Here is a 23,759-nt window from a genome sequence, read left to right as displayed (position 1 = left end):
GTCAATATGGGCCGTTTAGCCCCCTTGTCCGTGTCTCAGAATGCCCTGGGCATCAGATGCCGCACGGCGAGCGTCGTGCCGATGGCCCCCTGGGCAATGAAGACGGCGGTGGCGATAGCCGCGCCCATCATCCCGAAGAATGGAATCAGCGCGGCGCACAGCGCGCTGCACACCACGAGCTGGGCGATGTTCAGCCAGCGGTGGACGCCGCCGTAGCCGGTCATCGACAGCATGAAGTCCTGGCAGGGCAGGAGGCAATTCACCAACTGGCCGAGACCCATGACCATGAGCGCGGGCCCGGCGACCTCGAACCCCGGCGCGACCAGGTTCAGGATCGACTTGGGAAAGAACACCATGGCCGCGACGACGGGGGTGCCGAACAGCGCCACGGCGAGGCGGACCCGACGGTTGAGCGCGCGCAACTCGTCCCACTGCCCCTGGCGGTGACGGGCAGCGAACGAGGGCGCCGCGACCGTCCCGATGGAGTTCGCCACCACCCAGATGAGCATGGAGATACGGTTCGCCACCGAGAAGGCGCCCACCGCCGACGGTTCGCCGAATACGGCCAGCAGCAGCACCGGCAGCGAGTTGAGGAAGATCTGCACCACCTCCACGACGCTCAGCGGCATGGCGGTGCGCCACAGCGCGGGCAGGGCATCCGCGGGCGCATCGGGCGACGGGGTGGCGAGGAAGCGGTACCGGTCCATCACCACCATGACGAGGCCGAGCACGGTCGCCGCCAGGAGCGAGGCGGCGAGCGCATAAAGCAGACTGTCCAGCGTGTTGGCGCCCGCGAACAGCGCGCCGAGCGTGAGCACAGGCCAGATGCCGTTCTGCACCAGCTGCCCCGTGGCTCCGCGGTGGAAACCCACCAGCGCATAGCCGACGAAGATGCACAGGGTCTGCGGCAGGATGGCGTAGGCCGAGAGCCTCAGTGCATGCGCGACCTGCGGATCGTGGAACAGATAGACCGCGAGCGGCTCGGCGAGGGCGACGGTCAGCAGCGTCGCCAGCGTGCCGCCGCCGGTGACGATGGCGGCGCCGGTCAGCAGCGCCTTGCGCGCTTCCCGGCCGCGCCCCACCGCGAGTTCCGCCGCCATGTGCCGCAGGACGGCCTTGTCGAAGCCGGCGCGCGCCACCGTGGAAATCAGTCCGATCCAGGTGAGGCACAGGAAGAAATAGCCGGAATCATGCAGGCCCAGCGCCCGCGCGCCGAACATGTAGAGGCCGAGCTTGCCGACAAGCTCCAGCCCGCGGGAGATCATCGAGCCGGCGTAGGCCCCGTAGGTGGTAAGGAGCGGCGCAAATTTGCGTAGGGAAAGCGAGGCCATGTAAATCCGCGGGAAGCGAAGAGGCTGAACAGCGGGTTCCGCCCCAGGAGCCCAAACAGGACAGGTGCGATCGACCGGTAGAAAACGGGCAGAGCCTGTCTCGGCCCGTCCACCGCATCGAGACTTGCAGCCCAGGCCGCACCGGATGGGTGCCATCCGTCGCGGTCGAGCCGACCACCGGTCGCGCCCGACCACGCCGGGATTGAACCGCGCCCGGCAAACCCGAAATGGCACGGACCCTCGCGGGCTCGCGCGCTTTCGACCATCGCCGACCTGCTTTCCGCATATCCCGAGCAGCCGCAAATCGTCTACCTCTTTCAGCAGAAGGTCGGAGACGGATCATGGCGCGGATGGTTCTTCGCGGGGGGAGTGCGCGGGAGGCGGAGGCGGCGTCCTCAACGCCCTGTCGCGCGGGGCGTCGGTCGCGCGCGGCGGGCCGGCGCGCCATGCTCCTGCTCAAGCTGTTCGGATTCCTGATCGTGGGCGGAAACGCCATGGCGCAATCGCCCATGCAGGGGCTCGACTCCCTGCCGGGCGCCCGGCCGATCATGCGGCCGGATACCGATCCCTATCCGTTCGACGCCTACCAATCGATCAAGACCTATATGAGGGACAATTTGCCTCAAGGCTGGTGGGCGCCGGACCCTTTCCTGCAGGATGGCGTGTTCTCGGTGAAGGTGTTCGTTCCCGATTCCTGGAGCGGCAACCCCACAGGCGCGATGCAGCGCCTGTGTCCGCCGCCGGATAGCCACCTGTGGCGTCGCCTGAAGGCGATCGACCTCTATCCCTTCTATCGGCACGCCACCTGGCCCTACGTCACCTGCAGGCCATGACGGCGCCCGGCGCCCGGCGCGCGTCTCGCGCCGGGAGGGGCACCTTATTCTTCTTAATGCGGTGCCAAGACCGGACCGAAGGAAGCACGCCTCCTCGACGCGCTCTCCGCCCGGTCGCCGCGGGCTGACGCCTGATCGAGGATCAGGCCGCCACCTCGTCACGCAGCGAGCGATGCACATGAACCGCGGCGGCGGGAGCCATGTGACGGCCGGAGGTGCGCTCGAAGCCGAAGATCGCGGCCATAATCACGAAGGCAAAGAAGATGATGCTGCTGGCGGTGCTCAGCGTGAGCACGATGCTGCCGAGCACGACGAACATCTCTGACGGATGCGTCACGACCCCGAACAGCAGGGCAAAGGCGATAAACGCGGGAAGGACGGCGCGAACGATCGACATGGCTGCTTCTCCGACTGAACCTGTCCAGGGACTTTTCGTCACATGTAAAATTAACGTTAACACATAATTTATCATTTTGAGAAGGACGCGGACCGGCGCCCCGCGCCCCTTCGGACGCGGGTGATTCGCTGGCGAAAAATTTGGAAAAGGGGGCTTGGCGAGGCGGGTGAAAAACGCCGGCGGCGGCTCTCTAGATCAGCCGAAAGGCGGACCGGGGCGCCCCATCAGGCAGACGGGGGCGAGGTCCTTGAGGGCGGCCATGGCCGTCGGTGCGGAGCCTTCGGAAAACAAAAGGACCGCCGCGCCAGTGAGGCGGGCGGTCCCGGAAAAGCCGGAGATGCGTGGCGCGTCAGATCTGGCGCTCGACCATCATCTTCTTGATCTCGGCGATGGCCTTGGCCGGATTGAGGCTCTTCGGGCACGCCTGGGCGCAGTTCATGATGGTGTGGCAGCGATAGAGCCGGAAGGGGTCTTCCAGATAGTCGAGGCGCTCGCCGGTGCGCTCGTCGCGGCTGTCCTTCAGCCAGCGGGTGGCCTGGAGCAGGGCGGCCGGGCCAAGGTAGCGGTCGCCGTTCCACCAATAGCTCGGGCACGAAGTGGAGCAGCAGGCGCACAGGATACACTCGTAGAGGCCATCCAGCTTCTCGCGGTCGTCCTTGGACTGGCGCCACTCCTTCTCGGGGGCGGCGGTGTCCGTCTGGAGCCACGGCTCGATCGAGGCGTGCTGGGCGTAGAAATTGGTGAGGTCGGGCACCAGATCCTTCACCACCGGCATGTGCGGCAGGGGATAGATGTTGACCACGCCCTTTACCAGCACCTCGTCCATGCCCTTGGTGCAGGCAAGGGTGTTGGTGCCGCCGATGTTCATGGCGCACGAGCCGCACACGCCTTCGCGGCAGGAGCGGCGGAAGGTGAGGGTCGGGTCGATCTTGTTCTTGATGTAGATCAGGCCGTCCAGCACCATCGGGCCGCAATCCTCGCGGTCGACATAATAGGTGTCGATGCGCGGGTTCTTCCCGTCGTCCGGATTCCAGCGGTAGATGCGGAACTCGGTCAGCTTCTTGGCACCGGCCGGCTTCGGCCAGGTCTTGCCGGTCGTGACCTGCGAGTTCTTCGGAAGAGTGAGCTCAACCATGGGACGTCCTGAAGCGCTGGAGCGGTGACCGCCCGCAGGAATTCTTGCCATGGCCGCGCGCGGCGGGCGTTCCCCCCGGCGCGCGGTCGAGTGGGGCCTCAGTACACGCGCTTCTTCGGCTCGATGTACTGGATGTCGTTAGACAGCGTGTAGGTGTGCACTGGGCGGTCGTCGAGGCGGACTGCACCGGAGGCCGGGTCGAAATAGGCCAGCGTGTGCTTCATCCAGTTCACGTCGTCGCGGTCCGGGAAGTCCTCGCGCGCATGGGCGCCGCGGCTTTCCTGACGGTTCGCGGCGCTCTCCATGGTGACGATGGCCTGCGAGATGAGGTTCTCGTATTCCAGCGTCTCGATGAGATCCGAGTTCCACACCAGGGAGCGGTCGGTGACGCCGATGTCGCTCGAGGCGTTGAACACGTCGTGGATGAGCTTCTTGCCCTCCTCGAGCACCTCGCCGGTGCGGAAGACGGCGCAGTTGTTCTGCATCACCTTCTGCATGGACAGGCGCAGCTCGGCGGTGGGGGTGCCGCCGGACGCGTAGCGATACTTGTCGAGGCGGGAGAGCGACAGCTCAGCGCTGTTCTCAGGCAGGGGCCGGTGCTTCTCGCCGGGCTTGACCAGCTCCGCCGCGCGCAGGCCGGCGGCGCGGCCGAACACCACGAGGTCGATGAGCGAGTTGGAGCCAAGGCGGTTGGCGCCGTGGACCGAGACGCAGGCAGCCTCGCCGATGGCCATCAGGCCGGGCACCACCTTGTCCGGATCGCCGGCGCGCTTGTCGAGCACTTCGCCGTAATAGTTCGTGGGAATGCCGCCCATGTTGTAGTGCACGGTCGGCAGGATCGGGATCGGCTCGCGCGTCACGTCCACGCCGGCGAAAATCTTCGCGCTCTCCGAGATGCCGGGCAGGCGCTCGTGGAGGACGGCGGGATCGAGATGGTCGAGGTGGAGGAAGGCGTGGTCCTTCGCCTTGCCGACGCCACGACCCTCGCGGATCTCCATGGTGATGGCGCGGGACACCACGTCACGCGAGGCGAGATCCTTGGCCGAGGGGGCATAGCGCTCCATGAAGCGCTCGCCCTCGGAATTGGTGAGGTAGCCGCCCTCGCCGCGGGCGCCCTCGGTGATGAGGCAGCCCGAGCCATAGATGCCGGTGGGGTGGAACTGCACGAACTCCATGTCCTGCAGGGGCAGGCCGGCGCGCAGAACCATGCCGCCGCCGTCGCCGGTGCAGGTATGGGCCGAGGTGGCGGAGAAATAGGCGCGTCCGTAGCCACCGGTGGCGAGCACGGTGAGGTGCGCACGGAAACGGTGGATGGTGCCGTCGTCGAGCTTGATGGCCACCACGCCGCGGCAGCGGCCTTCCTCATCCATGATGAGGTCGATGGCGAAATACTCGACGAAGAACTCGGCCTGGTGCTTCAGCGCCGCGCCATAGAGCGTGTGCAGCATGGCATGGCCGGTGCGGTCCGCCGCGGCGCAGGTGCGCTGGGCGGTGCCCTTGCCGAAATGCGTGGTCATGCCGCCGAACGGGCGTTGGTAGATCTTGCCGTCCTCGGTGCGGGAGAAGGGCACGCCCCAGTGCTCCAGCTCGTAGACGGCGGCCGGCGCGTTGCGCACGAGGTATTCGATGGCGTCCTGGTCGCCCAGCCAGTCCGACCCCTTGACGGTGTCGTACATGTGCCATTCCCACTTGTCGTCGCCCATGTTGCCGAGCGAAGCGGCGACGCCGCCCTGGGCGGCCACGGTGTGGGAGCGGGTGGGGAACACCTTGGTGATGCAGGCGGTGCGCAGGCCCGCCTCGGAGCAACCCACCACCGCCCGCAGGCCCGCGCCACCGGCGCCGACCACGAGCACGTCGTAGGTGTGATCCTCGATGGGGTAGGCGGCGCCGTTGATGCCGGGCGCGGCGGCCCCGTTCGTTGCGGTATCGGCCATGTGTCAGCCTCCCAGGCTGATCTTGAGCACGGCGAAGGCGCCGGCGAGGGCAACGGCAATGCTGAAGAAGGTGTTGGCCACGATGAGCAGCACCTTGAGGCCTTCCGTATGCACGTAGTCCTCAATGACCACCTGCATGCCGATGCGCATGTGGGTCGTAACAGAAAGCAGCGTCAGAAGGATGATGACCGCCACCAGCGGATGGCCGAGCGTCGCGCGCGCCGCGGCGTAGCTCTGGCCGGCAACCGAGATCACGATGATGATGAAGGCGATGGAGAGCAGCAGGTTCGCCGCGCCGGTGAGGCGCTGCATGAAGAAGTGTTCGGTGCCCGACTTGGCGGCGCCAAGGCCGCGGACGCGGCCGAGGGGGGTGCGCATGGTGGCGCGAGCGGGCGCGTGACCGGAATGGGGGGTGCTCATGGCGTTCTCCTCAGCCCTTCAGCGCGAGGCCGATGATCCAGACGACCACGGTGAGAACCACCGAGCCGGCCAGTGTGGCCTTGGCGAGCAGCACGCGCTCCTGCGGGCCGAAGCCGTGGATGAAGTCCCAGAAGAAATGCCGCACGCCGCCGAGCGCATGGTGCAGCAGCGCCCAGGTGAAGCCGAACAGCACCAAGAGGCCGATGGGTGAACCCGCCACCGCGCTGAACGTGGCATAGGCCGTTGGGGACGTCGCCGCGGCGAGGAGCCACCAAACCAGGATCGCCGTGCCGAAATACAGTCCGACGCCCGTGATGCGATGCACAATGGACATCATCATCGTGAACAGCGGACGGTAAATCTGTAGGTGTGGCGAAAGGGGGCGATCAATGCGCTGAGGGCTGTCGGCCATGGGGCCTCCTCCTGAAAAATCGATCGATCAGGTATCTCAATCGTCGTCTCTTCGCAACGATTCCAAAGCACCTTGGGCGGCTTTAAAGACCGATACGCAGCGGCCGGCAATTGGATGATCGTCCTATGCCTGCGCTTGTAGCCGCCGATTGCTGCGGTGCCAACGCCCCGCGGCCGGATCGCGCGTCGCGGGGCCGCGCCCGCGACATCATCGCATCAGGCGGGCGAAGGATCAGCCGTCCGTAGGCTCCAAGCGCAGACGAAAAAAACGCCGGGCGAGCCCGGCGTTTTCTGGGTTGGGTCTGGATCTGGCGATCAGAAGCGGTAGGTCACGCCCGTACCGAAGATCCAGGGGTTGAGGTCCGCGCCGCCCTGGAGGTAGGTGCCGCCCACCGTCTGCAGCAGGAAGTCGGGCTGCAGGAAGATCTTCTTCACGTCGACGTTGATGCCCCAGTGGCGGTCGATCATCCAGTCGAAGCCGGCCTGCAGGGCAAGGCCCCACGCGTCCTGGACCTTCAGCGAGGAGAAGGCCGGGTTGGTGACTTCCTGGCTGAAGAAGGCGGTGTAGTTCACGCCGGCGCCGATGTAGGGCTTGAACGGGCCGAAGTCGGTGAAATGGTACTGCAGGGTGAGGGTGGGGGGCAGCAGCCACACCTTACCGATCTGACCGAGACCGGTAAGGGTACCGGCGCCGTAGATGTTGTGGGGCGTCACGCCGAGGATCAGTTCGGCGGCGATGTTCTTGGTGAAGAAGTAGGAGATGTCGAGCTCCGGAACGACCGCGCTCGAGTAGGTGAGGTTGGAGAACGGGACGCCGGTCACCGAGCCGCCGTTCTCAGGCAGCACGTAGAGGGCGCGCACGCGGATCTGCCACGGGCTGAGGGGTTCTTCCACCGCCGGCGCCTTGTACACCGGGGTGGACAGATCGGCGGCGGTTGCGCTGCCGGCGACCAGGGCGCTGAGCCCCGCCGCGAGAATGATACCAAGTCCGAGCTTCGACATGCCCCGCTCCCACAAGCCCTTTGAGATAACTGATGGGAAACACTTCCTCCCGAGAGGCCCTGTTCAGTTTGATCTAGATCAAAAATACGGCGGAGCCGCCGCTTGTGTGGCCGTGGCGACACACCTCCGCCCCGCCGCCGCCGTATTCGCAAGGCAACCCTGCACCTGCTCGCAGCGGCGGCGACTGCGATAAAATCTTATTGTTTCAAGAGGCTTATTGCGCTCATGACGGTCTTTGCCGCCTTTATCTGCCTCCCACAGGCCCCCGACGATCCGACTTTAGGCGTGTGGCAATCGTGGCTGCGGCGGGGCGCCGCTGGCGGCTGGATGTTCCTTGCGAGTCTCTTTTTGTTCCTGCTTTGGTCGGCATCTGCTCCGCTCCATGCGGAATCGGTCAAAGATCTCAGGCTGTCCGTGAACGGCGAGACGCGCCGCTACGTTGTCGTGACGCCCGATGGAGTCTCCGCGCCTGCGCCCACGGTGATCGCGCTCCACGGCGCGGCGCAGACCCCGGAAAGCTTCCGCGCCTATTTCGGTCTCGACGCCGCCTCGGCGAAGCACGGATTCGTCGCCGTCTATCCGGAAGGCGAGGGGCGGACGTGGAACGATGGCCGCCCGGCGGCCATGCGGCTCAAGATGATGCTGCGGCCGGGCGACGACGTGGCGTTCCTCGTGGCATTGGCGCGGCGTCTCGCCTCGGATGGCATCGCCGATCCCAACCGCATCTATCTCACCGGCATCTCGAACGGCGGCTTCATGGTGCAGCGCATGGCCTGCGAGTATGCGGAGCTGTTCGCCGCCTATTCCGCCATCATGTCCACCGCCCCGGCCAACTATAAGGAAGAGTGCCAGCCGTCGAAGCCGGTCTCCATCCAGTTCATCCACGGCACGGCGGATTCGGTGATCGGCTATGCCGGTTTCTGGACGCCGCTGGGCTCGACCCTCTCGGCACCCGACAGCGCGCGCCTCTATGCCGCTCTCGACGGATGCGGGCCGGCCACGAGCACCAAACTGCCCGACCTCGCCCCGGATGACGGCACCACGGCCGAGCTGCGCCGTTGGGAAGGGTGCCGGGACGGGAGCGCCGTGGAGCTCATCACCATCGACCGCGGCGGCCACCAGTCCCCGGCCATGGTGGATACGAAGCCGGACCTCGCCACGCCTTTCCTCGGCCTGCGCAGCCACGACATCGATGCGGGCGAGGAAGTCTGGCGCTTCATGTCGGTCTATGGCGGCTTGCCGGCGGCCGTGCCATCCGTGCCGCCGCGCAAACCGAAGCCCAAGCCGGCCACATCCGTCGCTGCGCCGAAGTCGCCGGCAACGACCTCGGGTCCGGCCGACGGAAGCAAGCCGGCGGACGCGAAGCCGCCGGCTCCTAAGCCCCAAGGGGCAAGCGCTGCGCCGCCCACGACCTCGGCCGGGGCGGCATCCAACGCGGCCGGTCAGCGCGGGATCAGCGCCCAGTAGTCGAGATCGAGGATCACGCTCGGATCGTAATCACCGTTCTCCGCCTTGAAGGGGAAATCGGCGGTCGGCCGGTCCTTGGTGGCGACGGTACGCAGGCGCAGGGCCCCGACATCGTCGCGCCCCGGCAGTTCCTGCGCGTCCAGCACCTCGCTCCAGGCATGCACGGTGAGGCCCGCAAACAGCGGCGCAACGTGCCGGCCGCCATTGATGGCGGCGACGTGGAAGGCATTGGCAAGGCCATTGAACGACAGGGCACGGGCGATCGAGATCACGTGCCCGCCGTAGATCAGCCGGCGGCCGAAGCGGCCCTGCCCTTCGGTGAACTGGTTGAAGTGCACCTTGGCCGTGTTCTGGTAGAGGCGGGTGGCGATCATGTGCTCCGCCTCCTCCACCGTCATGCCGTCCACATGGTCGATGCGCTCGCCGACCGCATAGTCGCTGAAGCGGGCGGTCGAGCCGGAGAGGTCGAAGCGCCAGCCTTCGATATCGAGCACGGGCACGGCGCCCCCGAGGGCATCGGGCGCCAGCGCGGCCGGAAGGGTGGGCACCACCGGCTCCGGCGCGGGCAGGGACGGGTCTGCCTTGCGCACCATCACCCAGCGCACATAGTCCAGCACCTCGGTGCCGTCCTGGTTGAAGCCCACGGAGCGGACATAGACGACGCCGCTCTGGCCGTTGGAATTCTCCCTGAGGCCGATCACCTCGGAGACGGCGGTGAGGGTGTCACCCGGATAGACCGGGGCAAGGAAGCGTCCGCCCGCATAGCCGAGGTTGGCCACTGCGTTGAGCGAGATGTCCGGCACCGTCTTGCCGAACACCGTGTGAAACACGAGCAGGTCGTCCACCGGCGCGGCGGGATAGCCGATCTCCTGGGCAAACGTATCGGCCGACTGGACCGCGAAGCGGGTGCCATACAGGGCGCTGTAGAGGCTCACGTCGCCCACCGTGACGGTCCGCGGCGTCGCGTGGCGGATCACCTGGCCGACGCTGAAATCCTCGAAGAAATTGCCCCGGTTGGTCTTGCTCATCTAGGGTCCCCCCGTTTGTCGGCGCATGTTGCAGAGGGCGTGGGTGCGACGCAACAGGCCGAAGGGACAAGGTGCCGAATTGCGGCCGGAATGCCGGTTCGGCTTGACGCATGCCCCCCTCATGGTCCTCATGGGGCATTCCGGTGGGGTGCTGGGCCGCTCCGGAGGGCGCAGCGGAAAGAGGGGGCGTTCGTGTCGGGTTCGGCGAGCCAGAATCTGTCGTTTCAGGCCATGATCTTCACGGCCTGCCTGTTCCCCTTCTACATCCTCGCCGCGACGCTCACCAATTCGGCGGCGATCCTCACGGACCTGCTTGCCACCTCCTTCGACCTCACGGCCCTCACCGCCTGCTGGCTGGTGCTGAAGCTCGCCCACAAGGCGCACGCGGGCAAATATGCCTATGGCCTCGGCAAGCTGGAAAACCTTGCGGAACTGATGATCGCGCTGCTGCAGACGATCCTGGTGGTCATCGCCGGCACCCGCGCCATCATCCGCGTGATGCACCCGGAGGGCGTGGACGGCGCCGAGCTGGGCCTCTTCGTGGCGGCGCTGGCGGTGATCGGCAACGTGATCCTGAACCGCAAGGCGACCCGCCTCGCCCACGAGACCCATTCTCCGGTGCTGGCCGCTCAGGCCCGCGTGCACCTCGTCTCGGCCATCGCCTCGGGCTCGGTGTTCACGGTCACGGTGATCCTGTCGATCTTCAACAACATCCCGATCCTGTACTACCTCGACCCGATGGGGTCGTTCGTCGTCATCGGGTTCATGATCTACAACATCTATGCCATGCTCTCGAACTCGGTGGCCTCCCTGCTCGACCAGGCCATCGACGAGGCGGGGCAGCTGCGCATCCTCAAGGTGCTGACCACCCACTTTGACGACTTCGACGAACTGGGCGACATCCGCACCCGTCAGTTCGGCGGCAAGATGTTCGTGGAGCTGCATCTCGGCTTCGAGAGCGACTGGACCGTGGCCCGCGCCCGCGCCGTGGTGGCCAAGCTTACCGAGTCGGTGAAGCGGGAATTCCGCGAGGCGGGCGACGAGGTGGATGTCTCCATCGTCCTCATGCCGGGCCACGCCGCAGCGGCCGAGGCGACGGCGGCCTAATCCGCCGTCACGCCTTTCAGGCGCCCTCCGCGCCGGCGATCTCAGTGCTCGGAGAGCACCACATCGTCCGACCACTCGCCCTCGACTTCCTTGACGATGGCCTGGCCGCAGATGACGCGGCCCTGCGCGGTGTCGAAGGTCAGCGTCGGCGCGCCGTGCAACTGCCAGCCCCGGTTGAGGGCAGCGGACACGCGCTTGCAGAAGGCGGCGTCGTCAGGGCCGGTGAGATAGCGATAAAGCTTCATGGGTCAGTCCCCCTTAAGGTGTCAGAGCCGCGCGCCGATGCGGCGGGCAACGGCATCACGCCTGTCCTGAAAGCCCTGCGTCCGCCCCCGCACCTCGTCGACGAGGCGCGGATCCTCCTTGTCGCGGGGCGGGAAGGGCGGTTCGGGCTGGTATTCGATGGCGAGGGCGATGCGCCGCGCCTCATCCTCGCTGGCGATCTCGCCCGCCAGTGCCAGAGCCAGGTCGATGCCGGAGGAAACGCCCGCGCCGGTGAAGCGATTGCGGTCGATCACCACCCGTTCCTCCACCGGGATGGCACCGAGATGAGCCAGCTGCGGCAAAGACAGCCAGTGGCAGGTGGCGCGATAACCCTTAAGCAGTCCCGCCGCGCCAAGGATCAACGAGCCGGTGCAGACCGACGTCACATAGCGCGCGCCGGCGGCCATCTCCTGCAGGAAGCCGAGGGTTTCCCGATCTTCCATCAGTTCGAGCTGCCCGGGCCCACCAGGCACGAACAGCACGTCGCAGCCGTGGATTTCCTTGAAGGCGGCCGTCGGCATGATGGCAAGGCCTGCCACGTCCTTCACCGGCTTGGTGCTCGCCTTCCACACGATGTCGATCTTCGCGCCTGGCAGGCGTGCCAATACCTCGAACGGCCCGGTCAGGTCGAGCTGCGCCATGTCCGGATAAGCAACCATGACGATGTGCAGAGGGGCGGGCCTGGCCGGTGCAGACGTGTCCATGGCGCGCTCAGACGCGGGCGGCGATGGCGTCGGCCAGCGCGACGGTCCGCTTGGCCATCTCCGCGTGCAGCAGCTCCACCATGCGGCCGTCGAGGGTGATGACGCCCTTGCCGGCGTTCTCGGGCAGCGCGAAGGCGGCGATGATCGCCCGGGCGCGGGCCACGTCGGCCTCCGGCGGGCTGAAGGCGATGTTGCAGGGCTCGATCTGGCTCGGATGGATGAGCGTCTTACCGTCCATTCCGAACTCGACGCCCTGGGCGCATTCGGTCTTGAAGCCGTCGAGGTCCTGGAACTGATTCCACACCCCGTCGAGTACATCGACGCCATAGACGCGGGCGGCGGCCACCACGAGGCTCAGCCACCCCACCATGGGTGCGCGGCCCGGCACCAGCGCGGCGCGGGTTTCCTTGGCGAGGTCGTTGGTGCCCAGCACGAACACAGAGAGACGGGTGAGCGGGTCCTGCGCGGCGGCGGCGATGGACTTGATGTCGAGGATCGCCAGGGGCGTCTCGATCATCGCCCAGACCCGGGTGGTGGCGGGCACGTCCAGCGCCTTGAGGCGGCGACCGACGGTGACGAGCTGCTCCACCGACTGCACCTTCGGCAGCAGGATCGCGTCGGGCGTGGCGGATGCGGCGGCTTCCAGATCATCCGGCCCCCACGGCGTGTCGAGGCCGTTGATGCGGATGACGACTTCACGCGGGCCGAAGCCGCCGGCCTTCACCGTCTCGACGATCCGGCCGCGGGCTTCCACCTTGGCGTCGGGCGCGACAGCATCCTCAAGGTCGAGGATCACCGCGTCCGCGGGCAGGGTGCGCGCCTTCTCGAGCGCGCGGGCGTTGGAGCCGGGCATGTAGAGGACGCTGCGGCGCGGACGGATGGACGCGGCGGAATTTCCCTCGGACATGACGGCTCCTCGACCGATGCGGCGGGCGGCGCCCGCACTTCTTCCCTCAAATCGGTAAAGCGGCGCTCCGGCTTTGAAAAGCGGATTTTGCCGCGCTGCGGCAGAGGGTCGGCCGTCGGAATGAAAGGGGCGTCAGCGCGCTGGCGGAGCAGCGGCAGGCTCTGCGCCAGGGGGCGGCCAGGTGAAATCGTCGGCCCGCCCGCGGACGGGCGGCGGAGCGACGCCATCCTTGAGCACCTTCGCCGCGGAGGCAGCACCCGCGGACACCTGAAGCGGTTCCTGGCGGGCATCGCGGCCAGTGGCCGGGGCACCGGCGAGCGCGGAGGGCCGTTCAGGCCCGCTCGTGGCATCAGGCGTCGGCGCCGTACGGGCTCCGCCGCTCTCCTCTAGCATGCGATTGATGTCCTTCTGAACGAAGAAGGCGAGCTTTCGTCCGCCGGCGCGGGTGAACCGCACGCCGTCGTTGAACCTTAGGCGCCGGCGCTGGCCGTCCACTGCCGGGCCATTCGCCATGTATTTTCCGTCCTCATCGACGAAGCCGTCCCAGACATTGGCGAAGGTGAGGCCCGCCCGCGCGACGCGCGCGCGCAGAATTTCGTTCAGCTTCGCATAGTCATCCGAGAGCTGGCCGTTGGCGACCGGGGCGACGCCGACCACGATGACCCGCCCGGCCTTCTCGCGCAGTGCGGCCAGCACCTCGTCCACGCGCTTGCCGTACAATTCGTTCCAGCGCTCGGTTAGCGGCTGGGCCTGGGTGTCGCCGTCCTTGATGGGCTGGAGGTCGTCCGAGCCCAACGCCACGACGGTCACGGAGGGGCGCGCCGCGGCGATCGCGTCGGGGAGGCGGGAGAGCCAGTCGACAGGGGCCGGCAGAAAGCCGCTCTCATCGACCGTGTTGTCGATGATGGCGATGCGCTGGCGATCGGGCACGTACGAATCGGCGAGACCCTGGGCAAGCTGTCCGGCGAGGCGATCGCCCAGCACCAGCACGAACTGGCTCGGCGGCACGCGTTTGCCCTGGCTCGCAGCGTCGGCGGAGCCATAGACCACGCCGGTCGGCTCGGCCGGAGCCTGGGGCTTGGCCTGCTGGGGCGGCGGCAGGAGATCAGGCTGGGGCTGGAACGGCCACCAGCCGGAATTCTGCGGGGGGCGTTGCTGCTGCGGACGCTGCTGGGGCTGCGGATTGCCGCGCGGGACGTTGGCCGGGGGGCGCAGGAAAAAGAAGAAATCGTTCTGCGCAAAGGCCGGGCGGCCAGCATCGGCGCAGAGTAGCACGCCGGTGAGGAGGGCGAGCACCAGCACGGCGAACGGGTTCGTCCGCCCACGGACGTGACCGCATTGCCGGCCAGGTCCGGGCTTGGAAGCATGTGTTTCCGCTGCGCGCCACATGCCCTAGCAATGGACCAGGCCGGCGGCTCAATCAAGGCGTCGGCAGACCGGCCACGCTTCCGCGACTGTCCGGGGCGGCTGGCCACAGGTCTTTCGACCAAGGCGCTTGGCAGAGGAAATCGTGGGCGACGGCGCGAATCGCGCTGCGCGCGAGGCGCATGAGGGGCGCTAAAATGAAAAAGGCCGCCAAAGGCGGCCTTTCGGGAAAACGGAGCGCCGACGCTCAGTTCAGCTTGGCCTTGACCTCGCCGATGGCGTTCGAGATCAGGCGGTCGGACACGTCGCCCGTCGCGGCGCGGCCGAGGAGAACCTCGGCGGCCTTGGCGGCGGCTTCGGCGGCGATCGCCTTCACGTCGGCCACGGCCTGATGCTCCGCCTGGGCGATCTTGTCCTCTGCCATCTTGGTGCGGCGGGACACGAAGTCCTCAAGCTTGGCCTTCGCCTCGGCCGCGAGACGCTCGGCCTCCGCCTTGGCGGCGGTGACGATGGACTCCGCCTCGGCCTCGGCCTCGCGCTGCTTGCGCTTGAACTCGGCCACCAGCTTCTGCGCCTCTTCCTTCAGCCGGCGGGCTTCTTCCAGCTCGGCAGAGATGCGCTGGCCGCGGCTGTCGAGCGCGGAAGCGATGGCGCGGTGGGCGCCGGCATAGATCAGGATGCCGACGAAGACCACGAAGGCGATGGCGACCCAAAGTTCAGCCAGTGACATCTCGTTCATAACGTCGTCCTCGGGTCCGTCTGCGACCGCCCGGTCCGGGCCTGCGCGACGTTGAAACGTCAGGGTCTTGTAAAGAACGCAAACCAATCGGCGCGTTCGGAATTCCGGGCCCGGCGACCTTTAAGGCGCGCGGGCAGCACGACCGTCAGGCCGCGTCCTTCTTGGCGAGGGCGCTGTCGACAGCCTGTTCCACCTCGTGCTGAGCAGGGCTCGTGCCGATGAGGGTGGAGACGATGGCGCCGGTGGCGTCCACGGCGATGCCCTTCACATGCGTCAGGGCTTCGGTCTTGGTGGAGGTGATGCGCTCTTCGGCCGCCGCAAGCTTGGTGGCGAGTTCCGCCTCAAGCGACTTGCGGTTGGCGTCCTGCTCGGCGCTGAGACGGTTGCGCGTCTCGCCGGCGATGGAATTGGCCTTGGCGCGGGCCTCGTTGAGGGCCTTCTCGTAGGCCGCCTGGGCGGCCTCGCTGTCGGCCTTGTGCTTCGCCGCCTCTTCGAGATCGTCGGCGATGCGGTCGTGGCGCTCTTCCAGGATGCGGCCGATGCGCGGAAGGGCGATGCGGCTCATCAGGAAATAGAGCAGGCCGAAGCTCAGGACGAGCCACAGCAGCTGCGAGGCGAAGGTCGTGCCGTCGAAGGGGGGGAAATGGCTCTTGCTGCCATGCTCGGCCCCGCCGCCATGGCCCGCATCCGCGTGTCCCGCTCCGGGAACTGCGGCGGCAGGCTCGTGGGTCCCGTGCCCGGCAGCGCCGGTGGGCGGAGCCGCCTGCGCGACCGTCGCCGGCTTGCCGGCTGGATCGCTCGCCGCCGAGACGGGAGCGCCCATCAGGACCGCACCCGCAAACGCCAGCGCGACAGTCACTTTCCACGACTTCATCATGGCTTGCCCGCCTTCGCACCTGTCAAGACAAGGGTGTCTCAAGCACAGGTTGTCAATCACTGCGCCCGGGCGCCAGGCGCCCGGGATGCCTCAGTCGTCGCGACCTGAAATCAGGCCACGAACAGCAGGACGAGGGCGACGACGAGCGAGAAGATGCCGAGACCTTCCGCGAGCGCAGCGCCGATGAACGCGCGGGCGAACTGGCCGTCGGCGGCCGACGGGTTGCGCAGGGCGCCGGAGAGGAAGTTGCCGAAGATGTTACCGACGCCGACGCCGGCGAGACCCATGCCGAGGCAGGCGAGACCGGCACCAATGAACTTACCAGCTGCGGGATCCATGGACTGCTCCTTCAAAAACTCGAGTGTTGGGGAAACCGGTGGAACGGCGAGGCGACGTCCGGATCAGTGACCCGGGTGGATCGCGTCGTTGAGGTAGATCGAGGTGAGCACCGCGAACACGTAGGCCTGCAGCACCGCCACCAGAAGCTCCAGCGCGGTGAGCGCCACGATCATCAGGAAGGGCAGCGTCGCGCCGAACCAGCCGGCGACACCGGCCGAGGCGAGGCCCACAACGAAGAAGGCGAACACCTTCAGCGCGATGTGGCCGGCCAGCATGTTGGCGAACAGACGCAGCGACAGGCTGATGGGGCGGGAGAGGAACGAGACGACCTCGATCACCACCAGGAAGGGAAGCAGGAAGCCCGGGACGCCCGACGGCACGAACAGGTGCAGGAAGTGGGTGCCGTGCTTCCAGAAGCCGTAGATGATGACGGTGCCGATCACCAGCAGCGCCAGGGCGGCGGTGACGATCAGGTGGGCCGTGACGGTGAAGGTGTAGGGAATGAGGCCCACCACGTTCGCCACCAGGACGAACATGAACAGCGAGAACACCAGGGGGAAGAACACCATGCCCTGGTTGCCGGCGCTGTCGCGCACCATCTTGGCGATGAATTCGTAGCTCATCTCCGCCGCCGACTGGGCCCGGCCCGGCACCAGAGTGCGGCCGCGGGTGGCGTAGGTGAGAAAGAAGAAGATGATCGCCACGATGCCGAACATGAAGACGGCGGCGTTCGTGAACGAGAATTGCACGCTGCTGAGGTTCAGCAGCTCGACATAGCGCTTGATCTCGAACTGGTGGATCGGATCGACGGTCATCCGAACGCGCCCCCTGCCATCGCGGCCTCGGCCGCTGAACCCAAGATCACGGCCGAAGCCGCCAAATGTATCAACAGGTCGACATCCGTCGCCGGACTTCGCCCCAATGACCCGGGCGGCTCGCACCGCCCCGAAATCCCTGTCCCGCCGCGCCCTTGCCCCGCAGGCGGCGCTCGTCAGGACTTGCCGGGGCCGACCTTCCGGCCTTCGCCGGACGCCCTCAGCATGTTCACCACGCCCGCGGCGAAGCCGACCAGCGTGAACACGATCAGCCCCCAGGGCGTGATCGAGAAGAAACGGTCGATCCCGTAGCCGATGAGAGACCCCACCAGAACGCCCGACACAAATTCGGCACCCAACCGGAAGGCAAGCGCGACGCCCGATTTGGACGAGGTGTCCTGCTCTTTCGGAGCCGGGACCTCGGCTTTGGCGCGGACGTGGCCCAACGAGGTGTTGAGCTGCTCAAGCCTTGCGGAGAGCTCGGTATCGGTGGGCCGGGAGCCTGCCGCCCCGTCCGGTCCGCTTTTGCCTCCTGTGGAGGTATCGTCAGGTCCGGACATGGCGCAAGTTCCTGGCTCCGGTGGAGGACAGCAGCCCTCCCCCTCGAACCGCGGCGCACCATAGTTGCGTCAAAATTGAGTGTCAAGGCGGCCGCAGTAGGTATCAAGCTTCTGAAAATAAAAGAGAAAAATGTGGCTGCGACATCGTGCTTCGCCGCGTCGTCGCTGCCGCAATGGAAAGCGTGGGCTGGCGCCCTTCCGCACGGTCGAGTCCGCCGCACGGGAAAGGCCCCGTTCATGCATGGTCCGGGCCGCTAAACCGCCTCCCGCAGGCGCTCGGCGCTCTGCAGATCCACGGACACCAGACGGGAGATTCCCCGCTCCGCCATGGTGACCCCGAAGAGGCGATTCTGGTGGGCCATGGTGATCGGATTGTGGGTGATGGTGAGAAAGCGCGTATCGGTGAGGCGCGTCATCTCCTCCAGAAGGGTACAGAATCGCTCCACGTTGGCGTCGTCGAGCGGCGCGTCCACCTCGTCCAGCACGCAGATGGGGGCGGGATTCGTCAGGAAGACCGCGAAGATGAGCGCCATGGCAGTCAGCGCCTGCTCACCGCCGGACAGCAGCATCAGCGTTTGCGGCTTCTTGCCCGGAGGCTTGGCGATGATGTCGAGCCCAGCCTCAAGCGGATCGTCGGCATCGGTTAGGACCAATTGCGCCTCGCCGCCGCCGAACAGCGTGTCGAAGAGCTTGCGGAAGTGCCCGTCCACCACGGCGAAGGAGGCCTGAAGCCGTTCACGGGCTTCGCGGTTGAGGCTCTGGATGGCGGCGCGCAGGCGGCGGATGGCCTCGTTGAGGTCGTCGCGCTCCGTTGTGAGCCTGGTGTGCTGGGCCTCGGCCTCCTCCAGCTCCACGTCGGCGCGCAGGTTCACGGCGCCGAGCCGCTCCCGGTCGCGCTTCGCCCGTTCCAGCGTCGCCTCGATGGCCGCGACGTTGGGGGGAGGGGACGAATCGGTGAGCCCGGCCTGCTCGCGGGCGAGGTCGGGCGGCCCGTCTATAATGTCGGCGATCTCGCGCTGGAGGTCGTCGCGGCGCTGGCGGGCGCCCTCCAGCCGGGCGTCGGCGCGGGCAGCCTCGGCGCGGGCGCCGGACATGGCCTCCAGCGCCTCGCGGGCAGCCCGGTCGGCGGCGGCAAGCGCCTCTTCGCCCTCGGCTAGCCTGTCGGCAGCCTCGCGGCGGGCGGCCTCCGCTTCTTCCAGGGCATTCATGATCGCGCGGCGACGGCGAATGAACTCGGAAGGGGCCTCCTCGATCTCGGCGAGTTCGGCCTTCGCCTCGCCTTCCCGGGCGGCGACGGCGGCAAGGCGCTCCCCCGCACCTCCGGCGCGTTGGCGCCAGGAACGTTCTTCGGCCGCGATGGCTTCCAGCCGGCGCATGCGTTGGGTGGCGTCGCGCCTCAGCGCATCGAGACGCGCGCGGGCCTCCGCAACGGCGGCGCGGCGCTCGGCGGTGTCCGCGCGGGCGCGGGCCAGCTCCGATTCGAGCGCCTGCGGCGTGTCGAGGGCGGCAAGCTGGCGCTCGGCTTCGGCCTGCGACGCCTCCGATTCGGCGCGCACGGCGGCGAGGCGGTTGCGCGCCTCGGCCAGAGCGGAAAGGCGGGCGAGATGCTGGGCGGCGCGGCGCTCGGCCGCTTCCAACGTGGCGCGGCTCGCTTCCGCGGCGCGCTGGGCGGTGCGGCGGGCCTCCCGGGCCACGGTTTCGGCCTCGGCGGCCTGTCGCAGCGTGCCTTCCCGATCGGCGAGTGTGGCGCGCACCTCATCGAGATGGGCTTCCGCCAGTGCGGCCTCGGCCTCGATGTCGGCGAGGCGGTTGCGCTCGGCGAGGCGGCGGGCGGCGGCTGTGGGGGCATCGGCGGCGGCGACCACGCCGTCCCAGCGCCAGAGGTCCCCTTCCACGGAGACGAGGCGCTGGCCCGCCTTCAGCCGGCTTGCCAGAGAGGGGCCATCAGCGCGGGAAACGATGCCAACCTGCGCCAGGCGCCGCGCCAGTGCCGGGGCGCCGGAGACAAATCGCGACAGGGGCTCGACCCCTTCCGGCAAAGCGGGATCGGACGGGTCACGCGCCGCGCCGGCCCAGCGCGCAGGGGCAGCCTCATCGACCGGCAAGTCGAGATCGTCGCCCAAGGCGGCACCCAGCGCCGTCTCATAGCCCTTGGCGACCGTCACGAGATCGGCCACGGGCGGGAAGCGCGCATCGCTGGACTGGAGCACCTTCGCCAGCGTCCGCGCCTCGGTCTCCAGCCGCCCGAAGCGGGCTTGTGCCTCGGCGAGGGTCGGCCGCAGTTCCTCGATGGCGCGGCGGGCGAGGGTGTGGGCCACCTCGGCGTCGATACTGGATTCCTCGGCCTCGGCCAGCGCGTCGCGGGCGGCTTCGGCCTCCATACGCAGGCCTTCGAGGGCGTCGGTGCCGGCCTGCTGCTTTAGGCGGCTTTCCTCGGCCTCCACCGAGGCGCGCTCGGCAGCATTGCGCACCAGCCGGTCGCGCGTCTCGCGCAGAAGCTGCTCAAGTGAAGCGCGGCGGGCGCCGAGATCGGCGAAGTGCGCGGTCTTTTCCTCGAGCGCGCGCTCAGCCTCTTCCAGAAAGGCAGCGGCCTCTTCCTGCTTGTCGGCGGCGATGGCCTCGCGCTCGGCCGCTTCTTCCTGTTCGAAACGCAGGTTTTCGGCTTCTGTGGCGAGACGCTCCAACACGCTCTCGGCGTCGTGGGAGAGGGCTTCCTCGCGGGCGGTATCCTGGGCCAGCTGGACGAGACGACGTTCCAGCTCCTCCTTGCGGGCGGCAAGCCGGGCCTCCTCGGCATCCAGCTCCTGCCGGGCATGGGTGAGGCGCTGCAACGCTGCGGCGGCTTCCGCCTCCTTCTGGCGCAGAGCGGGAAGGGCGTGGGCGGCCAGGGCCTGAAGGCGCGCGGCCTCCGCCTGAAGGCGCGTGTGCTCCGCACCGTCGCGCCGGGCGGCCTCAACCGCCTGTTCGGCGTCGGCCAGCGCTTTCGTAACGTCCTGCCAGCGGAGCCAGAGCAGGGTCGCCTCGCACTGGCGGATTTCGGCGGCCAGCGACTTGTAGCGCACGGTCTGGCGGGACTGGCGGCGCAAGCTGTCCACCTGCGTGCCCAATTGGGTGATGACGTCTTCTAGCCGCAGCAGATTCTGTTCGGCCGCCTTCAGTCGGGTCTCGGCCTCGTGGCGGCGGGCGTGAAGGCCGGCGACCCCGGCAGCCTCTTCCAGGATGCGGCGGCGGGCATTGGGCTTGGCGCCGACGATTTCGCCGATCTGCCCTTGCCGCACGAGAGCGGGCGAGCGGGCACCCGTGGAAGCGTCGGCAAAGATGAGCTGGACGTCGCGGGCGCGCACGTCCTTGCCGTTGATGCGGTAGCTCGATCCCGCGCCGCGCTCGATGCGGCGGACGATCTCCAGCTGGTCCCATTCGTTGAAGGCGGCGGGGGCCGTGCGGTCGGAATTGTCGAGGTGCAGCACCACCTCGGCGGAATTACGCGCCGGCCGGCCCGTGGTGCCGGAGAAGATGACGTCCTCCATGTCGTTGGCGCGCATGGCCTTGTACGAGCTTTCGCCCATCACCCAGCGCAGCGCCTCGACAAGGTTGGACTTGCCGCACCCGTTCGGCCCCACGACGCCGGTGAGGCCGGGCTCGATCAAGAGATCGGTGGGCTCAACGAAGGTCTTGAAGCCCACGAGCCGCAGGCGGTCGAACTTCATGCCGCGATCTTGGCTGTGGGAACGGGGAACAGGGTCATCGGCGCGGGGTGTGCCAGCCTTTCCGGTGGAGGTCAAACCAGCGTGCATGGGCCGTCGCCCCCGCGCAAGCCTTGGATTGCCAACGATCCACAGGGGGTATCCCTTGTTTCGGCGAGAGATGGGCGCGTTCACCTCTTATGGTTGTGTCTGTGCCCCCTGCCTTACCTTCCGCCCCCGAAAGGGGTACAAGGCCGCAAGCGCCGCATTGCGTCGGTGCGGCGGCGCCCCATCTAAGGGGACGGCCGTCCCGGCGATGGCGCTTCTGGGCGCTGCGGGGCTGGATTTTCGGGGATTGCGACACATGCTGCTCAATCAGGCAGGCGCCACGGGTGCCAAACCGGCTGCGGGTTCGGACAGCGCCGGCGGCGACATCATCGATACCACCACCCAGACCTTCATGGCCGAGGTGATGGAAGAGTCGAAGCGCCGGCCCGTGCTCGTGGATTTCTGGGCACCGTGGTGCGGTCCGTGCAAGACGCTCACCCCGGTGATCGAGAAGGTGGTGAAGGCCGCCAAGGGCAAGGTGCGCCTGGCCAAGCTGAACATCGACGATCACCCGGTGATCCCCGGCAAGCTCGGCATCCAGTCGGTGCCCACCGTCTATGCCTTCGTGAATGGCCAGCCGGTGGACGGCTTCATGGGCGCCCTGCCTGAAGGGCAGGTGAAGGCGTTCATCGATCGTCTCCTCGGTCCCGCAACGGACGGGCTGGAGGAAGCCCTCGCGGCGGCCGAAGGCGCGCTGGCGGACGGCGACCTGACCGCGGCGGCGGAAATCTTCGCCGGCGTGCTGGGCGAGGAGCCGGACAATCTGAAGGCGCTCGCCGGCCTCGTGCGCACCCAGGTGGCGGCCGGCGCGCTGGAGCAGGCGAAGGCGACGCTGGCGCTTGCGCCCGCCGACAAGGCGAACGACCCGTCTATCGCCGCCGCCCGCGCCGCCCTTGATGTCGCCGAGCAGGCGGCCTCTCTCGGCGATCTCGCGACGCTGCAGGCGAAGCTCGACCTCGACCCCGCCGACCATCAGGCCCGCTTCGACCTCGCAATCGGGCTGAATGCCAAGGGCCGGCGCGAGGATGCGCTGATCCACCTGCTCGACATCGTCAAGCGCGACCGTACCTGGAACGAGGATGCCGCGCGCAAGCAGCTGGTCCAGCTGTTCGAGGCTTGGGGCCCGACCGATCCGCTCACCCTTTCAGGCCGTAAGAAATTGTCGGCGATCATGTTCGCCTGAGAGCGCGGCTTTCCTGTCCTGGGCGGGCGCGGCTTTCGATCGTTTGGGTCGATGCGCTTTCCCGATGCGGACGGACTTTCGCTCGCAGGCGCTCGAGAAGGATTTTTTCGTGGCTGCCAACCGCAATTACCTGGCACCGGCGGATATTCCGCCGGTGATCCCTGTTTTTCCGCTCACCGGCGCGCTGCTGCTGCCGCGGGCGGAACTGCCGCTCAACATCTTCGAGCCCCGCTATCTCGCCATGGTGGATGACGCGCTCGGCGGCGCGCGGCTCATTGGCATGATCCAGCCGGACGAGGCCGCGCCTGCGGGCCCGAGCGGCCCGGCGGTGCATAAGGTGGGCTGCGTGGGACGGCTCACCCAGTTCGGCGAGACGGGGGACGGGCGCTATCTCATCACCCTGAGCGGCATCTGCCGCTTCCGTGTGATTGAGGAAATGCCGGTAACAACGCCGTACCGTCAGTTCCGCATCGACACGGGCACCTTCGCCGAGGATTTCGATGTTTCGGCCGGCGAGGCGGAGGTGGACCGGGAGGCGGTTCTCGCGGCGCTCGCGGCCTTTCTCGACGCCAACAAGCTTGAGGCCGACTGGGACGGCATCCGTCAGGCCGGCACCGAGACGCTGGTGAACGCGCTTTCGGTGATGTCGCCCTACGGCGCGCTGGAGAAGCAGGCTCTGCTGGAGGCCGAGAACCTCAAGGCCCGCGCTGACATGCTGGTCGCCATCACCCAGATGATGCTCGCCCGCATGCCGGGAGACGGCGAGGGCTCGCTTCAGTAACTTAGGGCTCCACTACGAAGCGCAGCCGCCCGGCCGGGGCAAGGGTGCGCGCGTCGAAGGTGCGGATTTCGGTGGCGCCGTTGACCTCGATGGCCACCACCACCACGTCGCCGGACACGGCGGTGGAGACGATCCGGGCGCCCTTGGGCAGCAGGGCGGTCATTTCGCCGGACGCAAGCGGTTTTGCCCGGATCATGCGATAACCGATGACGCCGAACACGGCCGCCACCCCCAGCACCATGACCAGCATGGAGATGCTGGAGAAGCGGCGGAACTTGCGGATGACGCGCTCCTGCTCCGGCGTCAGCGCCTCTTCGGGGGTGTCGATCTGGGGCGGGCGGTGGAACATGAGGGGCCGGGGCTCCTGAC

General features: G+C 67.7%; 24 protein-coding genes. 5 read left to right on the top strand and 19 right to left on the bottom strand.

Annotation, left to right across the window (positions count from 1 at the left end; genetic code table 11):
- Window positions 1-35: 35 nt before the first annotated feature.
- Complete coding sequence (locus tag ACT54R_RS04720; RefSeq protein WP_476324138.1) at window positions 36-1,331, bottom strand: lipopolysaccharide biosynthesis protein; 1,296 nt, start codon at window positions 1,329-1,331, stop codon at window positions 36-38.
- A 446-nt stretch (window positions 1,332-1,777) separates the two neighbouring features.
- Between ACT54R_RS04720 and ACT54R_RS04715 the strand changes: the two genes are divergently transcribed.
- Window positions 1,778-2,164, top strand: a complete 387-nt coding sequence (locus tag ACT54R_RS04715) for a hypothetical protein (protein WP_168459928.1) — start codon at window positions 1,778-1,780, stop codon at window positions 2,162-2,164.
- Between the two features lie 142 nt (window positions 2,165-2,306).
- Here the strand turns inward: ACT54R_RS04715 and ACT54R_RS04710 are convergent, their stop codons facing one another.
- The 6 genes from ACT54R_RS04710 to ACT54R_RS04685 form a co-directional block, all read right to left on the bottom strand.
- Window positions 2,307-2,561, bottom strand: a complete 255-nt coding sequence (locus ACT54R_RS04710) for a hypothetical protein (RefSeq protein ID WP_168459927.1) — start codon at window positions 2,559-2,561, stop codon at window positions 2,307-2,309.
- Window positions 2,562-2,910: 349 nt separating this feature from the next.
- A complete protein-coding gene (locus ACT54R_RS04705; RefSeq protein ID WP_029555308.1) occupies window positions 2,911-3,696 on the bottom strand; it encodes a succinate dehydrogenase iron-sulfur subunit in 786 nt (261 codons plus the stop codon).
- Between the two features lie 98 nt (window positions 3,697-3,794).
- On the bottom strand, window positions 3,795-5,630 hold the full coding sequence (gene sdhA, locus ACT54R_RS04700; protein ID WP_168459926.1) for a succinate dehydrogenase flavoprotein subunit: 1,836 nt from the start codon (window positions 5,628-5,630) through the stop codon (window positions 3,795-3,797).
- 3 nt (window positions 5,631-5,633) lie between these two features.
- Entirely contained in the window at window positions 5,634-6,050 is a 417-nt protein-coding gene (sdhD, locus tag ACT54R_RS04695) for a succinate dehydrogenase, hydrophobic membrane anchor protein (protein WP_476324135.1), read from the bottom strand.
- Window positions 6,051-6,060: 10 nt separating this feature from the next.
- Window positions 6,061-6,462: a succinate dehydrogenase, cytochrome b556 subunit gene (gene sdhC / locus ACT54R_RS04690; protein ID WP_168459924.1), complete on the bottom strand. Its 402-nt coding sequence runs from the start codon at window positions 6,460-6,462 to the stop codon at window positions 6,061-6,063.
- Window positions 6,463-6,776: 314 nt separating this feature from the next.
- A complete protein-coding gene (locus ACT54R_RS04685) occupies window positions 6,777-7,463 on the bottom strand; it encodes an OmpW/AlkL family protein (RefSeq protein WP_476324132.1) in 687 nt (228 codons plus the stop codon).
- 414 nt (window positions 7,464-7,877) lie between these two features.
- Between ACT54R_RS04685 and ACT54R_RS04680 the strand changes: the two genes are divergently transcribed.
- The gene (locus tag ACT54R_RS04680; RefSeq protein ID WP_476324130.1) at window positions 7,878-8,930 is read left to right on the top strand and encodes a CE1 family esterase; all 1,053 of its coding nucleotides are present in this window, start codon (window positions 7,878-7,880) and stop codon (window positions 8,928-8,930) included.
- On the opposite strand, the gene ACT54R_RS04675 is transcribed toward ACT54R_RS04680, so the two are convergent.
- Complete coding sequence (locus tag ACT54R_RS04675; protein ID WP_168459921.1) at window positions 8,906-9,958, bottom strand: MaoC family dehydratase; 1,053 nt, start codon at window positions 9,956-9,958, stop codon at window positions 8,906-8,908. The two genes, ACT54R_RS04680 and ACT54R_RS04675, sit on opposite strands and share 25 nt — an antisense overlap.
- 192 nt (window positions 9,959-10,150) lie before the next feature.
- On the opposite strand from ACT54R_RS04675, the gene ACT54R_RS04670 reads away from it, so the two are divergent.
- Window positions 10,151-11,065, top strand: coding sequence for a cation diffusion facilitator family transporter (locus ACT54R_RS04670; protein WP_476324128.1), 915 nt, complete (start codon window positions 10,151-10,153; stop codon window positions 11,063-11,065).
- A gap of 41 nt (window positions 11,066-11,106) precedes the next feature.
- On the opposite strand, the gene ACT54R_RS04665 is transcribed toward ACT54R_RS04670, so the two are convergent.
- The 10 genes from ACT54R_RS04665 to smc form a co-directional block, all read right to left on the bottom strand.
- Complete coding sequence (locus ACT54R_RS04665) at window positions 11,107-11,310, bottom strand: DUF1737 domain-containing protein (RefSeq protein ID WP_168459919.1); 204 nt, start codon at window positions 11,308-11,310, stop codon at window positions 11,107-11,109.
- A 21-nt stretch (window positions 11,311-11,331) separates the two neighbouring features.
- Window positions 11,332-12,033 (bottom strand): DJ-1/PfpI family protein, encoded by a 702-nt coding sequence (locus ACT54R_RS04660; RefSeq protein WP_476324126.1) that lies wholly within the window; start codon window positions 12,031-12,033, stop codon window positions 11,332-11,334.
- Between the two features lie 7 nt (window positions 12,034-12,040).
- A complete protein-coding gene (locus tag ACT54R_RS04655) occupies window positions 12,041-12,940 on the bottom strand; it encodes an HpcH/HpaI aldolase/citrate lyase family protein (RefSeq protein ID WP_476324124.1) in 900 nt (299 codons plus the stop codon).
- Window positions 12,941-13,072: 132 nt separating this feature from the next.
- The gene (locus ACT54R_RS04650; protein ID WP_476324122.1) at window positions 13,073-14,242 is read right to left on the bottom strand and encodes an SGNH/GDSL hydrolase family protein; all 1,170 of its coding nucleotides are present in this window, start codon (window positions 14,240-14,242) and stop codon (window positions 13,073-13,075) included.
- A gap of 310 nt (window positions 14,243-14,552) precedes the next feature.
- Window positions 14,553-15,035 carry a F0F1 ATP synthase subunit B family protein gene (locus ACT54R_RS04645; RefSeq protein WP_168460339.1) on the bottom strand — a complete coding sequence of 161 codons (483 nt, stop codon included), beginning with the start codon at window positions 15,033-15,035 and terminating at the stop codon, window positions 14,553-14,555.
- 154 nt (window positions 15,036-15,189) lie between these two features.
- Window positions 15,190-15,921, bottom strand: a complete 732-nt coding sequence (locus ACT54R_RS04640; protein WP_476324120.1) for a F0F1 ATP synthase subunit B — start codon at window positions 15,919-15,921, stop codon at window positions 15,190-15,192.
- A 110-nt stretch (window positions 15,922-16,031) separates the two neighbouring features.
- Window positions 16,032-16,259, bottom strand: a complete 228-nt coding sequence (locus tag ACT54R_RS04635) for a F0F1 ATP synthase subunit C (protein WP_024280371.1) — start codon at window positions 16,257-16,259, stop codon at window positions 16,032-16,034.
- Between the two features lie 63 nt (window positions 16,260-16,322).
- Window positions 16,323-17,075, bottom strand: a complete 753-nt coding sequence (locus ACT54R_RS04630; protein ID WP_476324118.1) for a F0F1 ATP synthase subunit A — start codon at window positions 17,073-17,075, stop codon at window positions 16,323-16,325.
- 176 nt (window positions 17,076-17,251) lie between these two features.
- The gene (locus ACT54R_RS04625) at window positions 17,252-17,635 is read right to left on the bottom strand and encodes an AtpZ/AtpI family protein (protein WP_476324116.1); all 384 of its coding nucleotides are present in this window, start codon (window positions 17,633-17,635) and stop codon (window positions 17,252-17,254) included.
- Between the two features lie 254 nt (window positions 17,636-17,889).
- Window positions 17,890-21,342: a chromosome segregation protein SMC gene (gene smc / locus ACT54R_RS04620; RefSeq protein WP_476324114.1), complete on the bottom strand. Its 3,453-nt coding sequence runs from the start codon at window positions 21,340-21,342 to the stop codon at window positions 17,890-17,892.
- A gap of 340 nt (window positions 21,343-21,682) precedes the next feature.
- On the opposite strand from smc, the gene trxA reads away from it, so the two are divergent.
- A complete protein-coding gene (trxA, locus tag ACT54R_RS04615; protein WP_476324112.1) occupies window positions 21,683-22,609 on the top strand; it encodes a thioredoxin in 927 nt (308 codons plus the stop codon).
- Window positions 22,610-22,718: 109 nt separating this feature from the next.
- Window positions 22,719-23,390 carry an LON peptidase substrate-binding domain-containing protein gene (locus ACT54R_RS04610; protein ID WP_476324110.1) on the top strand — a complete coding sequence of 224 codons (672 nt, stop codon included), beginning with the start codon at window positions 22,719-22,721 and terminating at the stop codon, window positions 23,388-23,390.
- Window position 23,391: 1 nt separating this feature from the next.
- Here the strand turns inward: ACT54R_RS04610 and ACT54R_RS04605 are convergent, their stop codons facing one another.
- A complete protein-coding gene (locus ACT54R_RS04605) occupies window positions 23,392-23,739 on the bottom strand; it encodes a hypothetical protein (RefSeq protein WP_476324108.1) in 348 nt (115 codons plus the stop codon).
- Between the last annotated feature and the right edge of the window lie 20 nt (window positions 23,740-23,759).

Source organism: Xanthobacter sp. DMC47 (assembly GCF_056313845.1).
The sequence above is the reverse complement of the archived record's forward strand: the minus strand, read 5'-3'. Positions and strand labels throughout refer to the sequence as shown.

Coding starts and splice junctions, on each gene's coding strand:
- sdhC (WP_168459924.1), bottom strand. CDS start 6,462: ATGGCCGACAGCCCTCAGCGCATTGATCGCCCCCTTTCGCCACACCTA.
- ACT54R_RS04660 (WP_476324126.1), bottom strand. CDS start 12,033: ATGGACACGTCTGCACCGGCCAGGCCCGCCCCTCTGCACATCGTCATG.
- ACT54R_RS04685 (WP_476324132.1), bottom strand. CDS start 7,463: ATGTCGAAGCTCGGACTTGGTATCATTCTCGCGGCGGGGCTCAGCGCC.
- smc (WP_476324114.1), bottom strand. CDS start 21,342: ATGAAGTTCGACCGCCTGCGGCTCGTGGGCTTCAAGACCTTCGTTGAG.
- ACT54R_RS04645 (WP_168460339.1), bottom strand. CDS start 15,035: ATGTCACTGGCTGAACTTTGGGTCGCCATCGCCTTCGTGGTCTTCGTC.
- ACT54R_RS04705 (WP_029555308.1), bottom strand. CDS start 3,696: ATGGTTGAGCTCACTCTTCCGAAGAACTCGCAGGTCACGACCGGCAAG.
- ACT54R_RS04665 (WP_168459919.1), bottom strand. CDS start 11,310: ATGAAGCTTTATCGCTATCTCACCGGCCCTGACGACGCCGCCTTCTGC.
- ACT54R_RS04625 (WP_476324116.1), bottom strand. CDS start 17,635: ATGTCCGGACCTGACGATACCTCCACAGGAGGCAAAAGCGGACCGGAC.
- ACT54R_RS04720 (WP_476324138.1), bottom strand. CDS start 1,331: ATGGCCTCGCTTTCCCTACGCAAATTTGCGCCGCTCCTTACCACCTAC.
- ACT54R_RS04635 (WP_024280371.1), bottom strand. CDS start 16,259: ATGGATCCCGCAGCTGGTAAGTTCATTGGTGCCGGTCTCGCCTGCCTC.
- sdhA (WP_168459926.1), bottom strand. CDS start 5,630: ATGGCCGATACCGCAACGAACGGGGCCGCCGCGCCCGGCATCAACGGC.
- ACT54R_RS04655 (WP_476324124.1), bottom strand. CDS start 12,940: ATGTCCGAGGGAAATTCCGCCGCGTCCATCCGTCCGCGCCGCAGCGTC.
- ACT54R_RS04630 (WP_476324118.1), bottom strand. CDS start 17,075: ATGACCGTCGATCCGATCCACCAGTTCGAGATCAAGCGCTATGTCGAG.
- sdhD (WP_476324135.1), bottom strand. CDS start 6,050: ATGAGCACCCCCCATTCCGGTCACGCGCCCGCTCGCGCCACCATGCGC.
- ACT54R_RS04605 (WP_476324108.1), bottom strand. CDS start 23,739: ATGTTCCACCGCCCGCCCCAGATCGACACCCCCGAAGAGGCGCTGACG.
- ACT54R_RS04640 (WP_476324120.1), bottom strand. CDS start 15,921: ATGATGAAGTCGTGGAAAGTGACTGTCGCGCTGGCGTTTGCGGGTGCG.
- ACT54R_RS04715 (WP_168459928.1), top strand. CDS start 1,778: ATGCTCCTGCTCAAGCTGTTCGGATTCCTGATCGTGGGCGGAAACGCC.
- ACT54R_RS04675 (WP_168459921.1), bottom strand. CDS start 9,958: ATGAGCAAGACCAACCGGGGCAATTTCTTCGAGGATTTCAGCGTCGGC.
- ACT54R_RS04710 (WP_168459927.1), bottom strand. CDS start 2,561: ATGTCGATCGTTCGCGCCGTCCTTCCCGCGTTTATCGCCTTTGCCCTG.
- trxA (WP_476324112.1), top strand. CDS start 21,683: ATGCTGCTCAATCAGGCAGGCGCCACGGGTGCCAAACCGGCTGCGGGT.